Origin of the sequence: Halomonas profundus (assembly GCF_020865425.1) — a bacterium.
In the GTDB taxonomy this organism is placed as follows: Bacteria; Pseudomonadota; Gammaproteobacteria; order Pseudomonadales; family Halomonadaceae; genus Vreelandella; species Vreelandella titanicae.
Genome location: NZ_CP086344.1, coordinates 2,866,815 through 2,887,962 on the forward strand (window position 1 = coordinate 2,866,815; position 21,148 = coordinate 2,887,962).

The 21,148-nt window shown below is 55.3% G+C and carries 21 protein-coding genes; 11 read left to right on the forward strand and 10 right to left on the reverse strand.

The genetic code is table 11. The features are described 5' to 3' along the window. Positions 1–29: 29 nt before the first annotated feature. The 4 genes from rlmH to LMS44_RS13020 form a co-directional block, all read right to left on the reverse strand. Positions 30–497 carry a 23S rRNA (pseudouridine(1915)-N(3))-methyltransferase RlmH gene (rlmH, locus tag LMS44_RS13005; protein WP_009286999.1) on the reverse strand — a complete coding sequence of 156 codons (468 nt, stop codon included), beginning with the start codon at positions 495–497 and terminating at the stop codon, positions 30–32. Then, positions 494–880, reverse strand: coding sequence for a ribosome silencing factor (gene rsfS, locus LMS44_RS13010; RefSeq protein ID WP_022523156.1), 387 nt, complete (start codon positions 878–880; stop codon positions 494–496). The genes rlmH and rsfS overlap by 4 nt, the downstream gene beginning before the upstream one ends. Before the next feature lie 78 nt (positions 881–958). After that, complete coding sequence (gene nadD, locus LMS44_RS13015; RefSeq protein ID WP_022523155.1) at positions 959–1,618, reverse strand: nicotinate-nucleotide adenylyltransferase; 660 nt, start codon at positions 1,616–1,618, stop codon at positions 959–961. A 9-nt stretch (positions 1,619–1,627) separates the two neighbouring features. Beyond that, on the reverse strand, positions 1,628–2,935 hold the full coding sequence (locus tag LMS44_RS13020) for a glutamate-5-semialdehyde dehydrogenase (RefSeq protein ID WP_022523154.1): 1,308 nt from the start codon (positions 2,933–2,935) through the stop codon (positions 1,628–1,630). 198 nt (positions 2,936–3,133) lie between these two features. Between LMS44_RS13020 and LMS44_RS13025 the strand changes: the two genes are divergently transcribed. Genes LMS44_RS13025 through LMS44_RS13035 form a run of 3 tightly spaced genes read left to right on the forward strand, consistent with a single transcriptional unit; the run spans position 3,134 to position 6,355 of the window. Further along, a complete protein-coding gene (locus LMS44_RS13025; protein ID WP_009287000.1) occupies positions 3,134–3,988 on the forward strand; it encodes a hypothetical protein in 855 nt (284 codons plus the stop codon). Then, a complete protein-coding gene (locus tag LMS44_RS13030) occupies positions 3,985–4,914 on the forward strand; it encodes a diguanylate cyclase domain-containing protein (protein ID WP_009287001.1) in 930 nt (309 codons plus the stop codon). The genes LMS44_RS13025 and LMS44_RS13030 overlap by 4 nt, the downstream gene beginning before the upstream one ends. 43 nt (positions 4,915–4,957) lie before the next feature. Next, entirely contained in the window at positions 4,958–6,355 is a 1,398-nt protein-coding gene (locus LMS44_RS13035) for a bifunctional DedA family/phosphatase PAP2 family protein (RefSeq protein WP_022523153.1), read from the forward strand. Positions 6,356–6,373: 18 nt separating this feature from the next. Here the strand turns inward: LMS44_RS13035 and LMS44_RS13040 are convergent, their stop codons facing one another. The 3 genes from LMS44_RS13040 to mpl are packed head-to-tail and all read right to left on the reverse strand — an operon-like array spanning position 6,374 to position 9,036. Then, positions 6,374–6,997 (reverse strand): LysE family translocator, encoded by a 624-nt coding sequence (locus tag LMS44_RS13040; RefSeq protein ID WP_009287002.1) that lies wholly within the window; start codon positions 6,995–6,997, stop codon positions 6,374–6,376. Between the two features lie 3 nt (positions 6,998–7,000). Further along, positions 7,001–7,645 (reverse strand): flavin prenyltransferase UbiX, encoded by a 645-nt coding sequence (locus tag LMS44_RS13045; RefSeq protein ID WP_498945320.1) that lies wholly within the window; start codon positions 7,643–7,645, stop codon positions 7,001–7,003. Continuing rightward, on the reverse strand, positions 7,642–9,036 hold the full coding sequence (gene mpl / locus LMS44_RS13050) for a UDP-N-acetylmuramate:L-alanyl-gamma-D-glutamyl-meso-diaminopimelate ligase (RefSeq protein ID WP_498945322.1): 1,395 nt from the start codon (positions 9,034–9,036) through the stop codon (positions 7,642–7,644). Before mpl ends, LMS44_RS13045 begins: the two co-directional genes overlap by 4 nt. Positions 9,037–9,323: 287 nt before the next feature. Between mpl and LMS44_RS13055 the strand changes: the two genes are divergently transcribed. After that, on the forward strand, positions 9,324–9,710 hold the full coding sequence (locus LMS44_RS13055; protein ID WP_022523151.1) for a glutaredoxin family protein: 387 nt from the start codon (positions 9,324–9,326) through the stop codon (positions 9,708–9,710). 67 nt (positions 9,711–9,777) lie between these two features. Here the strand turns inward: LMS44_RS13055 and LMS44_RS13060 are convergent, their stop codons facing one another. Continuing rightward, positions 9,778–10,323, reverse strand: coding sequence for a hypothetical protein (locus LMS44_RS13060; protein WP_022523150.1), 546 nt, complete (start codon positions 10,321–10,323; stop codon positions 9,778–9,780). Between the two features lie 297 nt (positions 10,324–10,620). On the opposite strand from LMS44_RS13060, the gene LMS44_RS13065 reads away from it, so the two are divergent. The 7 genes from LMS44_RS13065 to pepQ all read left to right on the forward strand — a co-directional run bounded on the left by LMS44_RS13065 (position 10,621) and on the right by pepQ (position 18,799). Further along, on the forward strand, positions 10,621–12,201 hold the full coding sequence (locus LMS44_RS13065; protein WP_039859107.1) for an ABC transporter substrate-binding protein: 1,581 nt from the start codon (positions 10,621–10,623) through the stop codon (positions 12,199–12,201). Positions 12,202–12,400: 199 nt separating this feature from the next. After that, positions 12,401–13,450, forward strand: coding sequence for an ABC transporter permease (locus LMS44_RS13070; RefSeq protein WP_039859109.1), 1,050 nt, complete (start codon positions 12,401–12,403; stop codon positions 13,448–13,450). Further along, complete coding sequence (locus LMS44_RS13075) at positions 13,447–14,403, forward strand: ABC transporter permease (protein WP_138801270.1); 957 nt, start codon at positions 13,447–13,449, stop codon at positions 14,401–14,403. Before LMS44_RS13070 ends, LMS44_RS13075 begins: the two co-directional genes overlap by 4 nt. A 7-nt stretch (positions 14,404–14,410) precedes the next feature. Then, positions 14,411–15,427 (forward strand): ABC transporter ATP-binding protein, encoded by a 1,017-nt coding sequence (locus tag LMS44_RS13080; protein WP_009287009.1) that lies wholly within the window; start codon positions 14,411–14,413, stop codon positions 15,425–15,427. Next, positions 15,424–16,497: an ABC transporter ATP-binding protein gene (locus tag LMS44_RS13085; protein ID WP_027957554.1), complete on the forward strand. Its 1,074-nt coding sequence runs from the start codon at positions 15,424–15,426 to the stop codon at positions 16,495–16,497. The genes LMS44_RS13080 and LMS44_RS13085 overlap by 4 nt, the downstream gene beginning before the upstream one ends. Before the next feature lie 49 nt (positions 16,498–16,546). Then, entirely contained in the window at positions 16,547–17,458 is a 912-nt protein-coding gene (locus LMS44_RS13090) for a LysR family transcriptional regulator (protein WP_138801271.1), read from the forward strand. A 42-nt stretch (positions 17,459–17,500) separates the two neighbouring features. Then, complete coding sequence (pepQ, locus tag LMS44_RS13095; protein ID WP_138801272.1) at positions 17,501–18,799, forward strand: Xaa-Pro dipeptidase; 1,299 nt, start codon at positions 17,501–17,503, stop codon at positions 18,797–18,799. A gap of 142 nt (positions 18,800–18,941) precedes the next feature. Here the strand turns inward: pepQ and LMS44_RS13100 are convergent, their stop codons facing one another. After that, entirely contained in the window at positions 18,942–19,538 is a 597-nt protein-coding gene (locus LMS44_RS13100) for an OmpW/AlkL family protein (protein ID WP_027957556.1), read from the reverse strand. Between the two features lie 539 nt (positions 19,539–20,077). Then, a complete protein-coding gene (locus LMS44_RS13105; RefSeq protein ID WP_278371250.1) occupies positions 20,078–21,148 on the reverse strand; it encodes a 2,3-butanediol dehydrogenase in 1,071 nt (356 codons plus the stop codon).

The window sequence follows — 21,148 nt, forward strand, 5'->3', positions numbered from 1 at the left end:
CAGTGATCGCTCACCATCTCAGTTAGCCGTCAGCGGTGATAAGGGTGACCTACCAGTAGTGTCCAGGCACGGTAGAGCTGCTCGGCCAGCATAATCCGCACCAGCGGGTGAGGCAGCGTCAGCGGGGAGATCGACCAGGTTTTGTCAGCCGTCGCAGAGAGCGAGGGCTCGAGACCGTCTGGCCCCCCCACAAGCAGGACAATATCTCGCCCGGCCATGCGCCAGGCATCGGCTTCTTGCGCTAACTGTTCGGTGGTCCAAGGCTTACCTTTGACTTCCAGCGCGACTAGATACTCGTCGCCACGCAACTTGTCGCGAATTCGCTGCGCCTCTTGGGCACGCGCCTTCGCGATATCTGCATTTTTGCCACGCTGACCGAGGGCAATTTCTTCTATCTCGAGATTAAAATCTCTCGGTAGCCGCTTGCGGTAAGTATTGACGCCCTCTTCTACCCAGCCAGGCATTTTGCTTCCTACCGCTAACAGCCGGATCTTCATGACATGCCGGCTCGCTCTTGGAAGCGCTCAAGAGAGTCGCCAATGGCACCCGAGTCGCTGGGCAGATCGGCCCACAGCCGCTCTAAGTCATACAGGGTGCGTGCCTCGGGCATCATCACGTGGACAACGACATCCCCCAGGTCGACCAGTACCCAATCGGCGTTATCGCCACCTTCAACGCCCAGCGGGCCAAGCCCTGCAGCCTTGGCTTTTTCCACGACGTTTTGCGCCAGGGCAGCCACATGGCGGGTCGAAGTGCCACTGGCAATCAGCATGAGGTCGGTAACCTCGGTTAATTTGGCAACATCCAACTGTGTAATGTCACGTGCTTTCAGTTCTTCTAGCGCGTCAACCGCTAGATTTTTCAATGTATCGATGTGCATGACTCCTAAAGACAACCTTATTGGTTAATCGGTCAATAAAGCCGGCCATTGTAACGGCTTCTTTGATGACTGCCAGCGCTATTCGCGTTGTCGATAAAGTCCGTCCTGCGTAATGGCCAATTCAACGGCTTCTGGCAGTAAATAGCGCACGCTTTTCCCGGCCTCCAAACGCTCGCGGATATACGTCGCCGAGATCGCCATCAGTGATGGCAGTTCCAATGGCAGATAGCCGCCGCAAGGCCGCTGCATCAATGCGTCTACGCTATCGACTCTGCGATGCGCTACCAGTTCCATTAATGATGCCGGTAACGGATCGTCATAGCCCGGTCTGGCAATCACCACTAGATGAGCAAACTCAAACAAGCGCTCCGGCTGGTGCCACTGGGCGAGCCGCAAAAAGGCATCAAAACCAATCGCCATCACCAGACGGGCCTGTTCGCCAACTTCCCCACGCAGCTCAGCCAGTGTATCGACGCTATAAGAGGGGCCGTCACGGCGCAGCTCGCGGTCATCGGCGATCAGCCCAGGCGTCGCACCGATACCCGCTTCTAATAACGCCAATCTCTGTTTCGCCGAGACTTGGGGTCGCCCACGTAGCGGTGGCTGTTGAGCCGGTATCATATGTAGCCGATCAAGCGACAGCGCCTCATGCAACTCTACCGCGCTGCGCAAATGCCCCAGATGAACAGGGTCAAAGGTGCCGCCCAACATGCCGATACGCTGCTCCGTTTGACTCATGCCACCACCCTATTCACGCACCTGGCCATCGCCAAATACGACGTATTTCTGAGTGGTTAGCCCTTCCAAACCGACAGGCCCACGGGCGTGAAGCTTATCGGTTGAAATTCCGATCTCAGCGCCAAGCCCGTACTCAAAACCATCGGCAAACCGGGTAGAGGCATTCACAATCACCGAACTGGAGTCGACTTCCGCCATAAAGCGGCGTGCGAGTGAATAATCCTGGGTGACAATCGCATCAGTGTGGTGAGAGCCGTACTGTTCAATATGGGCAATCGCTTCATCGATACCATCGACCACTTTGATTGCCAGCACGGGGGCCAAATACTCGGCATACCAATCGGCTTCTTCAGCAGCTGCCGCCTGTGGCAACAATGCCTGCGTACGCTGGCAGCCACGCAGTTCAACTTCATGTTCGGCATAAGCGCGGGCCAGTTCCGGCAGCAGCAGGTCAGCAATCGGCGCATCAACCAGCAACGTTTCCATGGTGTTACAGGTGCCGTAGCGATGAGTTTTCGCATTGACGGCGATGGCTAGCGCTTTGGCGGGATCAGCGGTGGTATCGATATACACATGACAAACACCGTCGAGATGTTTGATAACCGGTACGCGGGCATCACGGCTGATACGCTCAATCAACGACTTTCCACCGCGGGGGATAATCACGTCGACATATTCCGGCATGCTAATCATTTCACCCACCGCCGCGCGATCAGTGGTGGCGACTACCTGCACACTACCCGCTGGCAGGCCTACATCAGCTAACCCCGTTTGGATACAGGCGCTAATGGCGGCATTTGACTGGCTGGCTTCCGACCCGCCGCGCAAAATACAGGCGTTGCCCGACTTCAAACATAGGCTGGCGGCTTCCAGGGTTACATTTGGGCGCGACTCGTAAATAATTCCGATGACGCCCAGCGGGACGCGCATTTTGCCCACTTGGATGCCGCTAGGCCGATAACGCATATCGCCAATTTCGCCCACCGGGTCAGGCAAGCCCGCTACCTGCTGTAGCCCTTCAATCATGGCGTCGATACGCGCGTCGTTCAGAGCTAAGCGATCCAGCAGCGCGCTTTCCAAACCGTTCTCGCGGCCACGCTGTAAATCCTCGGTGTTGGCATCCAGTATTTTGGCTCGCGCCTCGGTCAAGCGCTGCGCCATAGCCATTAGCGCACGGTTTTTCAACCCGGTATCCGCCCGCCGCAGTTCACTGGCGGCACGGCGCGCCGCTTGCCCCAAGGCCTGCATGTAGGCGGGCACATTCCCGGCAATTAAGTGCTGATGGGCCTCGTCTTGGAACGGTGTTGAAGCGCTCATAGTGTCTCCGTACGGAAGGATACTTTAATTTTTTAATTAACCATGTATCGCGTTTTACATGTTTTGCTTATGTTACGTCATTTCATCGTTATACTGGGGACGATTAAGGCACTAATATGTCTCGCGTACATTTATTATCCTACAATTACTTTACTTGATGAGATACATCTGGTCATTCAGGACGAATAGTAAGTCACCATGCAAAGCAAGTACAAAATCCGCCTGCTACGTGCCAATCTTTTAGCTGCTGCCGTCGCTTTGGCACTATGGACACCCGCTACACCCCCTGCTGCTGCCCTAGTGCTGTGGCTATCAGTCGGCTGGTTACTCATCACCGCACTGATGCTTGATTTTAGCCACCGTCGTTCGCGAGGATTGCCATGGCAAATTGTACCGGGTGCACTGCTATTGGGTTTAATTGCCACTGCTCCAGAACGACACGGCATTTTAATCTGGGCGTGGGCCGCAATGCTGATGCTGCCCCAAAACAATGGGGTCGCCGCTTTTAACCTCAGCGCTGCACTGATTAGCGCTGTAATGGTAGCACCTCAATTGGAGGCGTCAGCGCTTGTGCTGCTGATTTGTTCACTGCTGGTGCTTGGTCTGCTGGCCTTATCCAGAGCACAGCAGCTTATTGATATGAACGGCTCCATTCGCCAACGCCTGCGACTGATTCCCGGCCTTAACCTTTGGGCCGGTGAGCAGTTGCTGCGCGATATCGCCCGTGAACAAACGCGCTGCGAGCGTGAAGGCGTTCATGCGGAACTGTTTATTCTGCACGTAAAACGCCACCAACTGTGGCCAATGGCGCAAAAGCTGTGCGAATTAACCTATGATTTTGAAAACGTTTACCGCTTAAGCAGCACAACGCTGGTGACACTCATTCTTGCCCGCTCACCTAGAGAAGCCGCTCAACGACGCAGCCTACTACTCGCCGACTTACCCGACAATATTACCAGTGAACACCTTGAATTAATCGATATCGAACCGGCAACGCTTTCGGTGTTTGAGATCAGCAAACTTCCGGCTGAGCGGGTGCGGGAGACGGTATGATCGAGCACCTCCCCAAACGATTAATGACCCTGGCTTATACTTCCAGTATCGCGTTGATGGTGGGCTACGCGCTATGGCTGTATGCCATGGGTGACTACCGCGACCTGCTGATTCCCACCTTTATGACCCTGCTGCTAATGGCCGCCCTGCTAATGCATATAGGGCAGGGCGTGAAAAGCTACCTGCCGCGCATTATTTTACTCTGCAGTACCTACTCGGTAGTGCTCGGCGCTTTCTATTTTCAGCCGCAGGTATCACCTCTATGGTTAGGCCTGCCGATTACCGCCGCGTTTTTACTGCTACCGCTATGGGCCGCAATGCTGATTAATATTGCCATTGGGCCATTGTGGTGGCTGCTTCCTTCGGTCGCCTCTGCGCCACCGGCGATTATCGTGGGCTATGCTGCTTTAACACTGTTACTTGCCCTCCCCCGCTGGGAGCATGCTCGTCGCCGTGCACTCTTAAGAGCTACCGACCCCAACGACAGCGACTGTGAAGCTTTCCACATGGACACGCTAAAAGAGCGCTTACACAGCGAGTTCCAGCGCGCTGCCATGCTCAATCAGCAACTGGCAGTGCTGGTACTGCATTTACCGCAGTTGGATATGGCAGCAGAGCAGTTTGGCCATCGTGCGCAAACGGCGCTGCTGGGAGCGCTATGCGGTGAAGTGAATAGCCGTTGTCGCGATCATGATGTGCTGGGGCGCGCGGACAGCGCCACTTTTTGGCTGGTTCTACCTGACACTAGTGAAAGCGGCGCTCTGTTGGTACGCGAGCGTTTACAAAGAGCTCTTTCACAGCGTGTACTGGTAGAAACCGGTCAACTGGAAGCGCGCATTGCCGCCTGCTTACCCAGTCGCACCGAGCACTTTGCACACTATGTAAAGCGCCTGGAAACCCGCGGCGCCGCCCTCGCCAACCTCTAGTCTGCCTTTTCAATGTCTCTTATCTGACGCTGGAGTACTCTCCTTGCCGCTAGCCGATCTGCTCCACTCATTAACGCCATCGCCTGCGTTGATCGTCTGTCTGGTGCTGGCGATTTCATTAGTAGAATCACTTGCCTTGATCGGGCTGCTGGTGCCGGGCGTGGTGTTAATCACTACCGCAGCCTCCCTGGCGGGACATCAGGATCTTGGCTTGGCATGGTTAATCGGTGCTGCCTTCATAGGCGCTATTTTAGGCGACGGCGTCAGTTTTTCGCTGGGCTTTAAACATCACGAGCAGGTCACTCAGAGATGGCCCCTTTCCCTGCATCCCGAATGGTTGGGCCGCGGGGCACGGTTCTTTGAGCGCTATGGCATTTGGTCAGTGTTTATCGGCCGCTTTGTCGGTCCAGTGCGACCGATTATTCCCTTGGTAGCAGGCATGATGCGTATGCCACCACGCACCTTTATTTGGGCTAACGTCACTTCTGCAGCACTGTGGGCGCCTGCCTATATACTGCCCGGCTATTTGTTGGGGCGTACCTGGCAGCACCATTTGAATCTACCGCCAGGCATAGAGGCTGCGCTGCTTATCCTCGCAGCGATCATTGTCGTGCTAGCGGTGATTTTCTCCTGGGGTCGGCATCAAGCGACACGGCATGGGCGACTTTACCGGGCTATTGCTGTCAGCGTTCGCCGTATGCCGCTACTACGCAGGCCATGGCTGGCCATGAGTCAAACCGGCGATGTCCCCTTGGCTTCACTACTGTTACTGGTCATAGCGCTAGGCAGTCTGTCTGGCTGGACACTGCTGGTCATCGCCCACCATGAACCGCTTGAGATTGATCTGTTCATTCAGCAACTGTTCTCCTGGCTGCAAAGCGATGTTTTGTACCGAGCGGGGAATGTTTTTGCACGCATTGGCGACACCCTAGGCATTATCGCTTTAACACTGCCTTGGGCAGCATGGATGCTGGTGAGCAAGAGATGGGAGGCTTTACTGCACTGGAGTGGCGCCTTTGCCAGCGTCGCCTTGCTAAACACAGTAGGCAAAGGGCTGTTTGGTCGTGCTCGCCCAGAGACACCGGACTACTTAATGGGCTCGTTCTCCTACCCCAGCGCCCACACTTCCACCGCCGTGGTGCTCGTTGGCCTTACAGCGGCGTTCGTTGCGGCCGAGATACCCCGTCAAAAACGCTTTTGGGTGTACTGGATAGCACTAGCGCTTGCGCTGCCCATGGCGCTATCAAGACTGGTGGTGGGCGTGCACTGGTTCAGTGATCTGGTGGGAGGCGCGCTACTCGGCTTGGTCGTTTGCGCACTCACGCTACTTCATTGGCAGCAGCAGTCGCGCCCGTCGATGCGCCCCTGCCCGTGGCTTCTGCTCAGCCTGGCATCGCTAGTGCTTATCAGCGCTCGCGTCGGCTTATTCCCACCGGTTTAGCTTTAAATCGACACCGCTTTACCCCAAGGCAAGCCACAGGCCTACCCCAATCATCAGTGTTCCGGCGATGCGATTCAGGAGCCGGACATTGCCGCTTTTACCGAGCACATTGCGTAGCGTTTTGCCGCCGGTGGCATAGACCAGCATGCTGACAAACTCAATGGTCAAAATGACCGCTATCAGCAGGCTGAGCTGCCCCGGCAGTGGGCGACTACTATCCAAAAAAGGCGGCAGCAGCACCATAAAAAATGCCCACCCTTTCGGGTTTGCCACCGCGGTAACAAACCCTTGCATGGCTAACTGCAGGGGGCTAGCGGGTGGACCCGCATCCAGCTCGCTGGGAATCGCCATGCGCCCACGGGAACGCCACATCATAATACCCAAATAACCCAGGTAAGCGCCGCCCACCCACTTAAACAGCACAAACAGCTCTGGCTGACGCAGCATCAACGCAGCTACCCCCGCGCCTGCGGCGGCAGCCACTAAGCCAACGCCCAGCAACTCGCCCACCATCATCCACAGCGTGCGTTTGACGCCTTGGGTCATGCCCAGCACCATGGCGAGGGTCATGCACATACCTGGGGTTAGCGAGACAAACAGAAACGTTGGCACAAAAACCGACAGCGTGGCCCACGACATCATAGATCACTCATCCTTATCTCCGACCTCTCCCCAGCGAGGCACCAGCGAATGCTCGATTCCCAACTGGTTGAGAATACGCGCGACAATAAAATCAACCAGATCATCAATGCTTTGCGGGCAGTGATAAAACCCAGGAGCCGCCGGCAAAATGACCACTCCCAAGCGACTCAATGCCAACATGTGCTCCAAGTGAATCGGTGAAAATGGGCTTTCCCGCGGCACCAGCACCAGCGTTCGGCGCTCTTTAATCGCCACGTCCGCCGCCCGCTCAATCAGGTTATTGCTAGCCCCCGTTGCGACGGCAGAAAGCGTGCCGGTAGAGCACGGGCACACCACCATGGCGGAGGGCGCGCCAGAGCCTGATGCCACCGGCGCCATCCAGTCTTCGCGGCCAAAGCAGCGGATCTGACCAAGCTGTGCCCCACTGCGCTCACTCAGCGCCTCGGCTAAACGCTGGGGCTGTGCGGGCAGTTCAATATCTGTTTCCGTGGCGATGACCAAGTGCGCAGCTTTCGAAATCATGACCCACACTTCATGACCTGCGGCGACTAATACATCGATCAGGCGTAACCCGTATTGAGCTCCCGATGCGCCGGTGAGTGCCACGGTAATTGGCTTTTTGAACGATGCGTCGGCTCTATCTGTCACGCTTTCCCCTCCTTGGCTGCGGCTAATGCGGCGAGCAAGCGTTCATGCACCCCTTCAAAGCCACCGTTGGACATCACCACAATGCGATCCAACGGTGACGCTTGAGTGACCACTGCCGCCACCAGCGTATCAATATCGCTAAACAGCTGAGCGTGCTCCCCTTGCGTGGCAACCAGCTCGTCCATCGACCAGTCAAGCCCGGCAGGCTGGAACCAAAACACGCCATCAGCGTCAGCCACGCTCTCAATTAACCGCTCGCGCAGCGCGCCTAAGCGCATGGTGTTGGAGCGCGGCTCAATGACCGCCAGCAGACGCCCTTTAGTGGTTGCCGCTCGTAGCCCTTTGAGCGTCGCGGCTATCGCCGTGGGATGGTGAGCGAAATCATCGATTACCTGAATGCCATTGATTTCACCACGCACTTCCTGACGCCTCCTGGGCGTTTCAAAACGCGCCAGCGCCGCACAGCCACGGGCTAGATCAACCCCACACAAATGCGCCGCTGCCAGCGCTGCCAGCGCATTGCGTGCGTTGTGCTCGCCGGTAAGCGCCCACTCAACGACTCCGTCTTCATCCAGGCCGGGCTCGCCACCGCTATAAATCACCTGGAAGCGACTGGCGTCGGCGCGCTCTAGTTTAAGCTGCCATTCGCTCGCGGCCTGATCGCCAAAATGCGCTACCGGCGTCCAGGTGCCCTGGCTCAGCACACGTTCAAGGGCAGGCTGCTCATCAGCAACTAATAAGTGGCCACGACTAGGCACGGTGCGCACCAGGTGATGGAACTGGCGCTCGATGGCTGCCAAGTCGGGGAAGATATCGGCGTGGTCAAACTCAAGATTGTTGAGGATGGCGATATGCGGACGATAATGAACAAACTTGGAACGCTTATCGAAGAAAGCCGTGTCGTACTCATCAGCTTCCACCACGAACGGCGCCTGCGGATCACCCAAACGCGCCGATACGCCAAAATTACGTGGCACGCCACCGATTAAAAACCCCGGCGCTAAGCCGGCACTCTCTAAAAGCCAGGCTAATACGCTGGCGGTGGTGGTTTTACCATGGGTACCTGCCACGGCAATGACGCGTCGGCCGGGCAGCACGTGCTCCGCCAACCACTGCGCCCCCGAGGTATACGGCAGGCCGCTATTGAGTAACGCTTCAACCTCTTCATTGCCCCGTGACAAGGCATTGCCCACCACGACAAGATCCGGCGCTGGTGACAGATGCTCGGCGTGGTAGCCCTCCATTAAGGTGATGCCCGCATCAACCAACTGGGTGCTCATGGGTGGGTAAACATTCTGATCGGAGCCACTCACCTGGTGCCCCATTTCACGCGCCAGCAGTGCCAGGCTACCCATAAAGGTGCCGCAGATACCCATAATATGCAGATGCATGGCTCTCGCCCCGTTAATCGCCCGTAAACCAATTTACTAAAAGCCAAAAAATGGCGTAAAAATAGCCACCGGTTTAAAAACCGGTTTAAAAAATAGCTAAGCAGCCTAGCATGTTGAGGCTATTTGCTCATCTATTCATCGCCATAAACGCTGACAAAGCACCACTCAAGTGACAAATCCCTTTAGTTGTTGCAGGATGCGGCCACTGTTTACTAATGATGACGATCCCTTTCTTCCCATTTGTCACGCTGATGTAAGCCAACATCTCAGCACAGGAGCCTTTTTCGATGCGCATTTTAATTCGCTATTTCTTTCGTGGTCTTCGCTTGGTGCTCGCCCCGGTCATGCTGATTTCCGAGAAGCTTTCCACGCCTAAGTCAGTAGAGCGTACGCCTGAAGAGCAAGCCAAGGTGGATCAAGCGTGCCAGAACCTTGCGCTGTACCAATTTCGCACCTGCCCTTTCTGCATCAAGGTGCGCAAAGAGATAGCGCGGCTGGGTTTAAACATTGAGGTACGTGATGCTCAACTTGATCCTGCCCATAAGCAGGCGCTCTTGGAAGGGGGTGGCAAAGTCAAAGTGCCCTGCTTGAGAATCACCCACGACGATGGGCGTGAAGAGTGGATGTACGAATCTGACACTATTAATGCCTGGCTGCACCAGCAGTTCGGTTAAGCGCTTTTGATGGACATGGATAGCCACTGAGGTCTTGTCACCAGGTCGGCAAACGTCGACCTAGGCATTAGAACTCTACTTTTTGCGCCTCTACATCGAACACCACGTCGATCTCAATGCCCTCTTCCTGGCTTGGCGGTTCACCTAGCTCGACTTGCAGTCCCAGCGCCCCCTCAATTTTCCCAGCTACGCGAACCGTTTGGCTGGTACGGTCATAGTGAGTCAGTGTTACTACTACTTCCCCCCCTTCAGAGGTGAACAGCGGCGGGGCAATAGAAGCCCCAATGGAATAAATAACCACTGCATTGATCAACTGCCCTTCGTTCACGGTCAGGCTAATAGAGAGCGCCTCCTCGCCGTCCCACTTCTCATCGTCAACAGAGCCAGCGATATCAATATTGATATCGTCGCCTAGCTCTACGAATGAGGCATTTGAGTCATTACCATGGTGTAAAATAAACCACTCCCGCAACTCATCATCCAACGACCCTGCTATTTCAGGCGCCGCGCGCTCAGAGCCACCTTGAGGAGGACTTTGCCCCACAGGCTCAGTGGCAAAACCAGTGATAGGTAGCCAACCCCCCATCAACGCTATCCCAATTTTTTTCCACATAAGATTTTCCGCCCTATTATGTGTCGCTTTTCGCTTACTACTTTCGTCTTAAAACAAGCCTTCAGCATGCCGCTATTAGCCCCATCATTCAGTAGACGAATGATGCCTGTCATTATTTCGATTGTATGACGCGATAGGCACTCTCTATGTTGTAAGCCTAGGTTGTGCGCTTGTGTTGTAAATAGGCTTAACAACTGACCGTGTCTGTTTTGCTGACGCTTTCCTGGCGGGAAGGGTGCTTCTAGCCAAGAAAACGGCGGTAAAACGAAAAATAAACAATGATTTAAGGGAACGATGATGACGCTCAAGAAAACCTTACTGGCTTCCGTTATTGGTGCAGTGGTTGCGGGTACGACGTTACTACCGATGACCGCAAGTGCTGAAACGCTGCGTATTGGCTACTCCGCCGACCCTGAAACCCTCGATATCCACGAGCAGCTTTCTGGCGGCGTCTTGCGCTTTTCTCATATGGCATTTGATCCGCTGGTGCGCTGGACAAAAGATTTTGAGTTTGAGCCGCGCTTAGCCACCGAGTGGGAGCAGGTCGACGAAACCACCATGCGCATGACCTTGCGTGAAGGCGTTACCTTCCACTCAGGTAACGAATTCACCGCCAAAGACGTGGTATGGACCATTGAGCGTCTGAAAGAGAGCCCTGACTATCGCGCTATTTTTGAGCCGGTTGCCAGCGCCGAAGCCGTTGATGACTACACCGTTGAAATTGTCACCACCGAACCTTACCCGCTGCTACTCAACCTGGCTACCTACATCTTCCCGATGGATAGCGAGTTCTATAGCGGTGAAACCGAGGGCGGCAACGACAAAGGTGAGATCGTTAAAGCTGGCAACTCCTTTGCTTCGCGCAATGTTTCCGGTACTGGTCCGTTCATGGTGACTGACCGCCGTCAGGGTGTACGGGTAGATTTTGAGCGCTTCGAAGACTACTGGGATACCGAAAGCGAAGGCAATGTCTCTAATATCGTGCTGACACCCATCGCTGAGAACGCCTCACGGGTTGCCGCCCTGCTCTCTGGCGGTGTCGACTTTATTGATGCCGTGCCTCCCAACGATTTGGATCGCGTACGCGAGGCCGACGGCGTTAATCTGGTTGAGGTTGACGGTACGCGTATCATTGGCTTCCAAATGAACGAAGACCGCGTTGAAGCCTTCCAGGATGCCCGCGTTCGCCAAGCGGTTGATCTGGCTATTAACCAGGAAGGCATTGCCGACCGCTTAATGCGCGGCTTCGCGACGCCCGCCGGACAGATATCACCCAAAGGTTACTCCGGTCACAACCCAGACTTAACGCCACGCTACGATATTGAACGCGCCAAAGAGCTAATGGCCGAAGCGGGCTACGCAGACGGCTTCAGCGTTGAAATGATTGCCCCCAACAATCGCTACGTAAACGATGCCCAGATCGCCCAAGCGGTCGCCAATATGCTGGCACAAATCAATATTGACGTTGACCTGCGTACCATGCCCCTGGCGCAGTACTGGCCTGAGTACGATACCCGCCAATCGGATATGGCGATGATCGGCTGGCACGCGGATACCGAAGATACCGCTAACTTCTTCCAGTATCTAACCTTCTGCTTCGATGAAGAGACCGGTGCTGGCCAATACAACTACGGTGGCTACTGCAACGAAGAGATCGACGCACTCGTCACCGAAGCCGATAGTGAAACCGATTTGGAAAAACGCAACGAAATGCTGCGCGAAGCCGAAGCCATGCTCTATGAAGACGTCGGCTATATCACACTGCACTGGCAGAACCTTGCTTACGCGGCCGCTGAAGGGGTTGAGATTGAGCCTGTAGTCAACGCCCTTGACTTCCCCTACCTGGGTGACTTGGTCATTAATCGCAGCGACGATTAAGCGCTCACAGCGCTGATTGATTAAATGCCTAGAAAAGAGTCACTACAGCGTTAACAGCCAACAAGTAAACCGCAAGGATGCTTCGCTCCCTAAGCGTTTAGGGGGCGAAGCCTTTTAGCTGGCAGTTCGCGTCTGTGAGAACTCTGCATAACATGCCCCTACTCCCTTTGATGAACCCCTCATATAGGTGGCGTACGCCATGATTGCCTTTTTAATCAAGCGGCTGATGCACGCGATTTTGGTGATGTTTGTCATCAGCGTGCTGGCCTTCGCCATTCAGGATAACCTGGGTGACCCCATACAGCAGATGGTTGGCCAGTCAGTGCCGGAGAGCGAGCGTGAAGAGATTCGCGAGCGCTTTGGCCTCAATGACCCCTTCCTGGTGCAGTACGCTCGTTTTGCTAAAAACGCCGTTCAAGGCGATTTTGGCTACTCGTACTTTTATCGCGAACCGGCGTTAGAAGTAATTGCTCGCCACTTACCCGCCACCCTGGAGCTGGTATTTGCCGCGACGCTGATTATTGTGCTGCTTTCGGTACCCATTGGGGTATATAGCGCCATCAAACCGCGCTCACCGATTTCACGCCTGTTTATGGGTATATCGATTATCGGTATCTCGATTCCAGTGTTCTTGACCGCGATCGTACTGATTCAAATCTTCGCCATCGGCGTCACCGTCACACTGTTCCCCGAAAGTACCGGCTGGGGCGCATGGCTGAATGACTTCTTCTCCACCGAAGGCAATATGCCCTCCTTCGGCCGTGGTTATGATCTCGTTAACGTGGTGGGCAACTGGGACACCAACCTGGCAACTTGGAACGGTTTACAGCATCTAGTGCTACCGGCGGTTTCACTGGCCTCCATTATGCTACCGCTGTTTATCCGTCTGATTCGCGCCGAAATGATGGAAGTCCTGCAGTCGGAGTACGTCAAGTATGCCCGCGCAAAAGGCATCTCTATGCGCCGGGTCTATTTCGTTCACGCCCTTAAAAACACCATGCTACCAGTGATTACCGTGGGCGGCGTACAGATCGGCACCATGGTGGCCTACACCATTTTGACCGAGACCGTTTTCCAATGGCCCGGCATGGGTTTGATGTTTTTGGATGCGATCAACCGCGCCGATATACCGCTGATTGTGACCTACCTGATGATCGTCGGCGTGATCTTTGTCGTCACTAACACCATCGTGGATCTCATCTACGGCATGGTGAACCCCACCGTTAAACTGACTGGGAAGCCCGCATGAGCACCACCAACAATTCCTCCCCAGCGAGCGCCTCACCCAGCCGCTGGGAACGCCTGCGCGACTCCTATATATGGTACAGCTTCAAGCGTGACCGCACCGCCCAGCTCTGCCTGGCTATGTTTATCTGCATGGTTATCGCCGCCTTTGCCTCACCGCTGCTGGCGCCCACGAACCCTTACGACCTATCCCAGATAGACATTATGTCATCTGAACTGCCGCCCTTCTGGATTGACGGTGCAGATGAGCGTTACGCGCTAGGTACCGATGCCCAGGGGCGCGACTTATGGTCGATTGTGCTATATGGCACCCGCGTATCGCTGCTGATTGGTTTCGGTGCGGTTATTTTGCAGGCGCTGCTAGGGGTCACCTTCGGCCTAATGGCGGGCTACCTGGGCGGTCGTGTCGATACGATTTTGATGCGCCTGGCAGACATTCAGCTGTCATTCTCGACACTTATGGTCGCTATCGTGGTGGGCGCTTTGGTCAAAGCGACCATGGGTAGCGCCTTCTATAGCCAGTACGCGGTGATGATGCTGATCCTGATTATCGGCCTGGCCGAATGGCCCCAGTATGCCCGTACCGTGCGCGCCTCAGTGTTGGCAGAGAAAAACAAAGAGTACGTTGATGCCGCCCGCGTGATGGGCCTACGCAGCAAACGGATTATGTTCCGCCACGTGCTGCCCAACACCATGTCACCGATATTCGTTATCTCTACCGTGCAGATTGCCAACGCGATTATCTCTGAAGCGGCGCTTTCGTTTCTGGGACTGGGGATGCCAGAGACCCACCCCTCGCTTGGCTCACTGATCAAATCGGGCTTTGACTACATCCAGTCCGGCTCCTGGTGGATCACCTTGATCCCGGGTGCAGTTCTGGTGGTACTGGTGCTGTCGATCAATCTACTCGGCGATTGGCTGCGTGATGTCATGAACCCACGACTCTACAAAGGCTGAGGACACCATGGCACTACTTGAAGTCAACAACCTCGATGTACGCTTTGCGCTGCGCCAGGGTGAAGTGCACGCCCTGCGCGATATCTGTTTCAGCCTTGAGCGCGGTGAGCGCCTGGGTATTGTCGGTGAGTCCGGCGCAGGCAAATCGGTTGCCGCGTTTTCGCTGCTCAACTTGATCGCCAAACCGGGCTTTATCGCCGGCGGTACGGTGACGTTTGACGGTCAGGTGCTTAACCGCATGTCTGAGCGTGGCCTGCGTAAAGTACGCGGCAACCGCGTTTCGATGATCTTCCAAGACCCAATGATGACGCTTAATCCGGTGCTCTCCATTGGCGAGCAGATGGTCGAGTGCTTAAAAGCCCACCGGCGCATCTCTTCCAAAGAAGCCCGTGCGATCGCCCTGGACAAACTCCAACAGGTGCAAATCCCTTCGCCGGAAACGCGCCTGGATCAGTACCCTCACGAGCTTTCAGGCGGTATGCGTCAGCGGATTATTATTGCCATTGCGCTGCTCCTCGACCCGGACATTATCATTGCCGACGAGCCCACCACGGCACTTGATGTGACCATTCAAGCCGAGATCATGGCGCTGCTACTTGATCTCTGCGAGCAGCACAATGTGGGGCTTATTCTGATCACCCACGACCTGGGCGTGGTCAGCCAGGTCACCCAGCGCATGCTGGTCATGTACGCTGGCCGAGTCATTGAGCAAGGGCCAACACGGGAGATTATCAACGACCCGCAGCACCCTTACACCCAGGGGTTAATCAACGCCCTGCCTCAGATGGCAACGCCGGGTGAAAAGCTCAATCAGATTCGCGGCAGCATGCCGTCACTCTCTAACCTGCCCAGCGGCTGCGCGTTTCATCCGCGCTGCGATTTTATCAATCGTGCCGATGGCCAGCCCCGCCCCGCCTGCACCCAGCAGGTGCCTGAATTTGTCGAATCCGGCAATTGCCGTGTGGCGTGTCATATGGTCGCTGAAATGCTCGAAGATCGCCGTTTGAAAGAGGAAACCTCATGAGTGCGCACGCTGAGGCTATAACGGACAGCCATAATCCTACTCCACGTCAGAACGAACAGAGCGCTGATTCGCTACTGCAGATTCGCGATCTAAAAAAGCGCTTCTCGCTCTCTGGGGATTTTCTCGATCAGCTGCGCTTTAAGGGCGGTAAGCTGGTTCGCCACCAAGAGCACGTTCACGCCATTAATGGTGTGAATCTGGATATCAAACGCGGTGAAGCGCTGTGCGTGGTCGGTGAGTCGGGCTGCGGTAAGTCCACCGTGGCGCGTACCGTCATGGGGCTGCTGACCCCAACAGAGGGTGAGATTCGCTACGACGGCAACCGCATCGATAACTTAAGCTCGCGCCAACTGCTGCCCTATCGCAAGCGGATGCAGATGATCTTCCAGAACCCTTATGCGTCGCTCAACCCGCGCATGACTATTCAGCAAACCCTGGAAGAACCGCTACGCCTGCACCACCCTGATTGGAAGCGGCCGCAAATTCTCGACAAGGTAGAGGAAGTGATGCGCTCAGTGGGCATCGACCCGGACTGGGGCAAACGCTTTGGCCACGAGTTCTCCGGCGGCCAGCGGCAGCGTATTGCCATTGCCCGCGCCCTGGCCGTTGACCCTGAGTTCATCGTTGCCGACGAGCCTATCTCCGCACTGGACGTCTCGATTCAAGCCCAGGTGCTCAACCTGCTGATGGAAGCCCAGCAAGAGCGCAATCTGACCTACCTGTTCATTACTCACGACCTAGCCGTCGTGGAGCACTTTGGCACCCGCGTGGCGGTGATGTACTTAGGCACGGTGTGTGAAGTTGCCACCACCGCGACACTGTTCGATAAGCCGCGCCACCCCTATACCCAGGCGCTGCTCTCGGCCATTCCACGCTTGAAGGATGACCGGCCCCAGCATATTCGTCTCACCGGCGAAGTGCCGACCCCAGTTAACCTGCCTAGCGGCTGCGTGTTTCATGGCCGCTGCCCCCATGCCAATGCGCGCTGTAAGCAAGAGATCCCCTTGCTGCAAACACAGGATGACGGAACCCGAGTGGCGTGCCACGCTGTTGAGGAGGGACGCCTATGAAGCGGGCGTCGTATTCTATACAGCGACCCCAGGCGCTGAGAGGTAGAGCATGGAAATTCGCTGGCTAGAAGATTTTATCGCCCTGGCCAGAACGCGGCACTTCTCACGCGCAGCAGATGATCAAAACGTTACGCAACCCACCTTCTCCCGGCGGATTAAACTGCTTGAGGAGGAGATGGGCGTAACGCTGATTAATCGTCAAACGCTACCGCTCTCACTCACCCCGGCCGGGGAGGAGTTTTTGACCCTGTGCGAACAGGTGACCGACCGGGTGCGGCTGACCCGTGACCGGGTGCGCGAAATTAACGCTGGCCAGCAGCGGCGCATTATGGTCGCAGCACCGCAGAGCCTATTGCCGCATTTTTTACCGGAATGGTTGGCGTCTACGGGGTGGCAAGATCGCGTACAGCCGTATTTGCGGGCGACCGGCTGGGTGGCCAATGACTACTTTCAAGCCTTAGCGCGTGCCGAGTGCGACCTGGCTATCTGTTACTGGCCAATTGGGCGCTGCGACCTGGAGATCGACACCAGCGCCTGCAATTATCGTGTGATTGGGCATGAACGACTGATTCCAGTGACTGGGTTAAACCCAGAGGGAGAACCGAACGCACTGCTGCCTGGCTCGCGCCATCAACCGCTGCCTTGGCTTGCCTACCCCAAGCGTGGGTTGTTGGGGTCTGCGGTTAAAGCACACCTAGCCAGGCTCCCCCAAACCACCTATTTAACTGCACAGAGTGAAAATCTCTACGCGGCGGGTATTAAAGAGCTGGTGCTACTTGGCTACGGCATGAGTTGGCTGCCAGAACGCAACGTCGCGGCAGAGCTTGCTCAAGGCACGCTGGTAAGAGCAGGCGATAGTCGCTGGGATGTGCCTATGGAGCTACGGCTATACCGTCATCAAAATCATCGCCACGCGGAGCTGGATAGCCTGTGGAGCGAACTTGCGCCGCCCCGTGTATGACCCCATTTGAGAAAGCTTACTTAAGAGAGGGCACAGCTTTGTATGTCAACCACCCTATTTAACCTGCAACGCGAGCATATAGCGCACCTACAGCGCGCTTATTCGGATATTTTGACCGACCACGGGCTCGATAACCTGGCAATTTACAGTGGCCATGCCAACGACCATTTTGCAGATGACCACGCCCCTCCTTTTCAGGCGTACGGGCACTTCATGCACTGGGTGGGTTTAGCCGATGTGCAGCATAGCTGGCTGATTATTCAGCCAGGAAAGCGCCCCCAGCTCTACTTGTATGCGCCCGCCGACTTTTGGCACCAGCCCACTCAGCTACCCGATGAGCCCTGGGTAGAGGCGTTTGATATCCACTTATGCAGCGAGAAAATCTCCCCACCGCTTTCGGGAAATGCCGCCGTTATTGGCGATATCGAGCGTCTTCCCATCAGCACCCAGCAGGCGCTAAAAGCTGAGCATCACCCTGAGCGCATAGTGTATGCCCTTGATGAATTACGGCTGTTTAAGACGCCCTATGAGATCGCCTGTATCCGTGAAGCCAACCGTTTAGCGATAGCGGGCCATCAGGCATCCCAGGCCGCCTTTATCGGCGCCGCCGGTGAGCTGGATATTCAGCTGGCGTACTTAGCAGCGAGTCGCCAGCGCGAGTCAAACGTGCCCTACCAAAATATTATTGGTTTAAATGAGCATGCTGGCGTGCTGCATTATCAACACTACGACCTTAACGCGCCTAAACAGCGCTATAGCCTGCTAGTGGATGCGGGTCGCCGCTTTCGGGGTTACTGCGCCGATATTACCCGCACATACGCTGGCCCCGATGCCCCCGTCGCGTTTGGCGAACTGGTCACCGCCATGCATGGGCTGAAAGATGAGTTAGTCAAAGGCGTAGCCCCAGGCATTAACTTTTTAGCACTGCACGAGCAGATGCATCACCACCTGGGTGAAATATTGGTGGCTAATGATCTGTTTAAAGGCACCGTAGAACAAGCGGTTGCCGAGGGCGTTACGCGGGTATTCTGCCCTCATGGACTGGGCCACTCGCTGGGCCTTCAAGTGCATGATGTGGCCGGATTACGCCACCCGGATGGCACGCCCGCCCCTGCGCCAGAGCAGCACCCAGCGCTACGGCTGACGCGCACGCTGCGCCCTGGCATGGTCGTTACCATTGAACCCGGGCTCTATTTTATCGCCATGCTGCTCGACCCGCTGCGCAACACCTCACTGCCCATTAACTGGCCGTTGGTCGACCAACTCTCATCCTGTGGCGGTATTCGTATCGAAGATAACGTAGCAGTGACAGAGAGCGGCTTTGATAACTTAACGCCATAAGCCCTCTGTAACGTCTTGCTAATCGGCACTCTACAACGCACTACGCCCGGCTCAAGGCCGGGCGTAGTGATATTTCAGAAGACTTAGCAAAACTAAAACCCAGGCAAAGCTAAAATCCAGTAAAGCTAATGTCTAGTAAAACTTAGAAGCGGTAAGTAACACCACCGCCAATGGTGACGGGTTCGATGTCAACTTCACCACCGACGTTGATATCTGCGTTCACGTCAGCGTAGCTTGCGTAACCGTTGAGCATAATATTATCAGTCACGGCCAGATCAACCCCTACTTGGCCGATCGCGCCGTAGCTTTCATCAACATTCACACCACTCGGCTCACCAGAGAAGCGTGTGTAGTTAAGGCCAGCACCAACGTAAGGCTGTACACGTGAATCCAGGCCACCCATCGGGTAGTAATTCACGAGTAGATTAACAGGTAGACGATCAACACTACCCACATCGCCTAAGGCAGAGGTGTTCAGATCGTGCTCGAACTTCTCAGAGCTGTTGAGTTCAACGCCAACCTTATCAGTAAACAGATAACCAGCACCAAAGGTGAAGCCGCGAGCGCTCTGCACGTTCAGTGAATCACCATTCAGATTGCCATTACCTGACCCCGTATCCGTTTGGGCAACACCACCACGAACGAATACATCGCCAGCGTTATAAGCGAGAGCCGCCTGGCTTGCCAGTGCGAAACCGGCAGTGATTACAGCAGCAGAAATCAGTTTCATATTACTCATAAGGGTCATCCTCTATGCAGCGCGCAGTTCCTTGCGCTTGGGGATTGCGGTACTTGCTATCCAACTTACCTGTACAGAGTATAGTATACGAACACTGTTTCCAAATTGCTTGTAAAATATTGTTATAAGAAACTGCACCCTGATAGTTTTTCCTATGCGTAAAGTTCTGGCATAAAACTCTTGCATAAACTCAGGCATAAAATCCGGGCACAAAAAAAAGTCCCCCGAAGGGGACCAGGTGGAGCACGCCAGCTCACTCGGTTTGTTGCTACCAGCCGGTAGCAACGTGGATGAAGAAGGAAAAGAAGCCAGATAGTTAATTACGCCTCTCTATTCACTCATCCTTTGCCATATACATTGCGATCTGCGTGCCACTTTTTTAAATATCATTAAAAATCAAATAGTTAATAAAAAACCACTTCACTAGCATCAACCTCCGACGCACTGCAGCAAACAAAATGCACCAGCATTGCGCGCTTTGAGGTCTTTTTGCATCACAAAGCATCATATGCGTTTGTTTACGCTTCGGAATCCTCAGATTAGTGGTTGGGTGTCACGATGATTTTCACTTGAGCTTTGTCGTTTAGCAGTGCCTCAAAGCCCTCCTCCACGATATCCGCCAGTGGAATGCGCTGGGTCACCATGTCCTCGGCGCGGAAGTAGCCCCGCTGCATCAGTGCCATTACCGCTGGGTAAACATGGCGATAGGCAATAATGCCCTTCATGGTGCGCTCTTTGATGACTAGGTCGTTAGGCTGGAAGCTGGCCTCTCCTTCCCAGATACTCACCACCACCACTTCGCCCCCTTCGTGGGTGCTGTGCAACGCCTGATTCAGCACGTCAGGAATGCCGGTGACTTCAAACGCCACGTCTACCCCGCCACCACTCAAGGCTTGTAGCTTCGTAACCGCATCCTCCTGCTGTGGGTCAACCACAATGGCCCCTAACGCTTCGGCTTTGGCTTTCCGTGAAGGCGCGACCTCAACGGCATATATTTGAGCAGCGCCTGCGGCTTTTAGCGCTTCAATGGTCATCAAGCCAATTGGCCCCGCGCCAAAAACTACCGCGCTATCCCCGGCTTTCAGGCAGCTTTGGCGCACCGCATGCAGCGCTACCGCCGCGGGCTCTACCAGTGCACCCTGCTCGAAGCTGAGGTCATCCGGCAGCTTGTGCACCATGTGTTCCCCCATCACGGTGAACTCGGAAAAGCCGCCGCCACCGCCCGAAAGGCCGTGAAAGCCCAGCAAGGGCGTGAGGTTGTAGCGCTCCATCTGATAAGCGCCATCCTTGTTGGGGGAAAGGATCGGCTCAATCGCCACGCGGTCGCCTACCTTCACCCGCGTGACTTTCTCGCCGACCTCTACCACTTCCCCAGCGAACTCATGGCCCATAATGATCGGCGCCTGTTCGCCGCTAATGGGGTGCGGCTTGCCCACCGGAATAAAAATCGGCCCGGCAGCATACTCGTGTAAGTCACTGCCGCAAATACCACAGGCAGCCACTTTCACTTTCACTTCATGGGGGCCGCTGATAGTGGGAACCGAAACTTGCTCAACGCGTAAATCTTTTGCTGCGTACCAAACCGCTGCCTGCATGCTTGACTGACTCAT

What these genes read in the sequence shown, in the direction of transcription:
- rsfS (WP_022523156.1), bottom strand. Translation starts at nt 880, where the DNA reads ATGCACATCGATACATTGAAAAATCTAGCGGTTGACGCGCTAGAAGAA.
- LMS44_RS13070 (WP_039859109.1), top strand. Translation starts at nt 12,401, where the DNA reads ATGATTGCCTTTTTAATCAAGCGGCTGATGCACGCGATTTTGGTGATG.
- pepQ (WP_138801272.1), top strand. Translation starts at nt 17,501, where the DNA reads ATGTCAACCACCCTATTTAACCTGCAACGCGAGCATATAGCGCACCTA.
- mpl (WP_498945322.1), bottom strand. Translation starts at nt 9,036, where the DNA reads ATGCATCTGCATATTATGGGTATCTGCGGCACCTTTATGGGTAGCCTG.
- LMS44_RS13080 (WP_009287009.1), top strand. Translation starts at nt 14,411, where the DNA reads ATGGCACTACTTGAAGTCAACAACCTCGATGTACGCTTTGCGCTGCGC.
- rlmH (WP_009286999.1), bottom strand. Translation starts at nt 497, where the DNA reads ATGAAGATCCGGCTGTTAGCGGTAGGAAGCAAAATGCCTGGCTGGGTA.
- LMS44_RS13030 (WP_009287001.1), top strand. Translation starts at nt 3,985, where the DNA reads ATGATCGAGCACCTCCCCAAACGATTAATGACCCTGGCTTATACTTCC.
- LMS44_RS13040 (WP_009287002.1), bottom strand. Translation starts at nt 6,997, where the DNA reads ATGATGTCGTGGGCCACGCTGTCGGTTTTTGTGCCAACGTTTCTGTTT.
- LMS44_RS13085 (WP_027957554.1), top strand. Translation starts at nt 15,424, where the DNA reads ATGAGTGCGCACGCTGAGGCTATAACGGACAGCCATAATCCTACTCCA.
- LMS44_RS13020 (WP_022523154.1), bottom strand. Translation starts at nt 2,935, where the DNA reads ATGAGCGCTTCAACACCGTTCCAAGACGAGGCCCATCAGCACTTAATT.
- LMS44_RS13055 (WP_022523151.1), top strand. Translation starts at nt 9,324, where the DNA reads ATGCGCATTTTAATTCGCTATTTCTTTCGTGGTCTTCGCTTGGTGCTC.
- LMS44_RS13075 (WP_138801270.1), top strand. Translation starts at nt 13,447, where the DNA reads ATGAGCACCACCAACAATTCCTCCCCAGCGAGCGCCTCACCCAGCCGC.
- LMS44_RS13065 (WP_039859107.1), top strand. Translation starts at nt 10,621, where the DNA reads ATGACGCTCAAGAAAACCTTACTGGCTTCCGTTATTGGTGCAGTGGTT.
- nadD (WP_022523155.1), bottom strand. Translation starts at nt 1,618, where the DNA reads ATGAGTCAAACGGAGCAGCGTATCGGCATGTTGGGCGGCACCTTTGAC.
- LMS44_RS13100 (WP_027957556.1), bottom strand. Translation starts at nt 19,538, where the DNA reads ATGAGTAATATGAAACTGATTTCTGCTGCTGTAATCACTGCCGGTTTC.
- LMS44_RS13025 (WP_009287000.1), top strand. Translation starts at nt 3,134, where the DNA reads ATGCAAAGCAAGTACAAAATCCGCCTGCTACGTGCCAATCTTTTAGCT.
- LMS44_RS13090 (WP_138801271.1), top strand. Translation starts at nt 16,547, where the DNA reads ATGGAAATTCGCTGGCTAGAAGATTTTATCGCCCTGGCCAGAACGCGG.
- LMS44_RS13060 (WP_022523150.1), bottom strand. Translation starts at nt 10,323, where the DNA reads ATGTGGAAAAAAATTGGGATAGCGTTGATGGGGGGTTGGCTACCTATC.
- LMS44_RS13105 (WP_278371250.1), bottom strand. Translation starts at nt 21,148, where the DNA reads ATGAGTCAGTCAAGCATGCAGGCAGCGGTTTGGTACGCAGCAAAAGAT.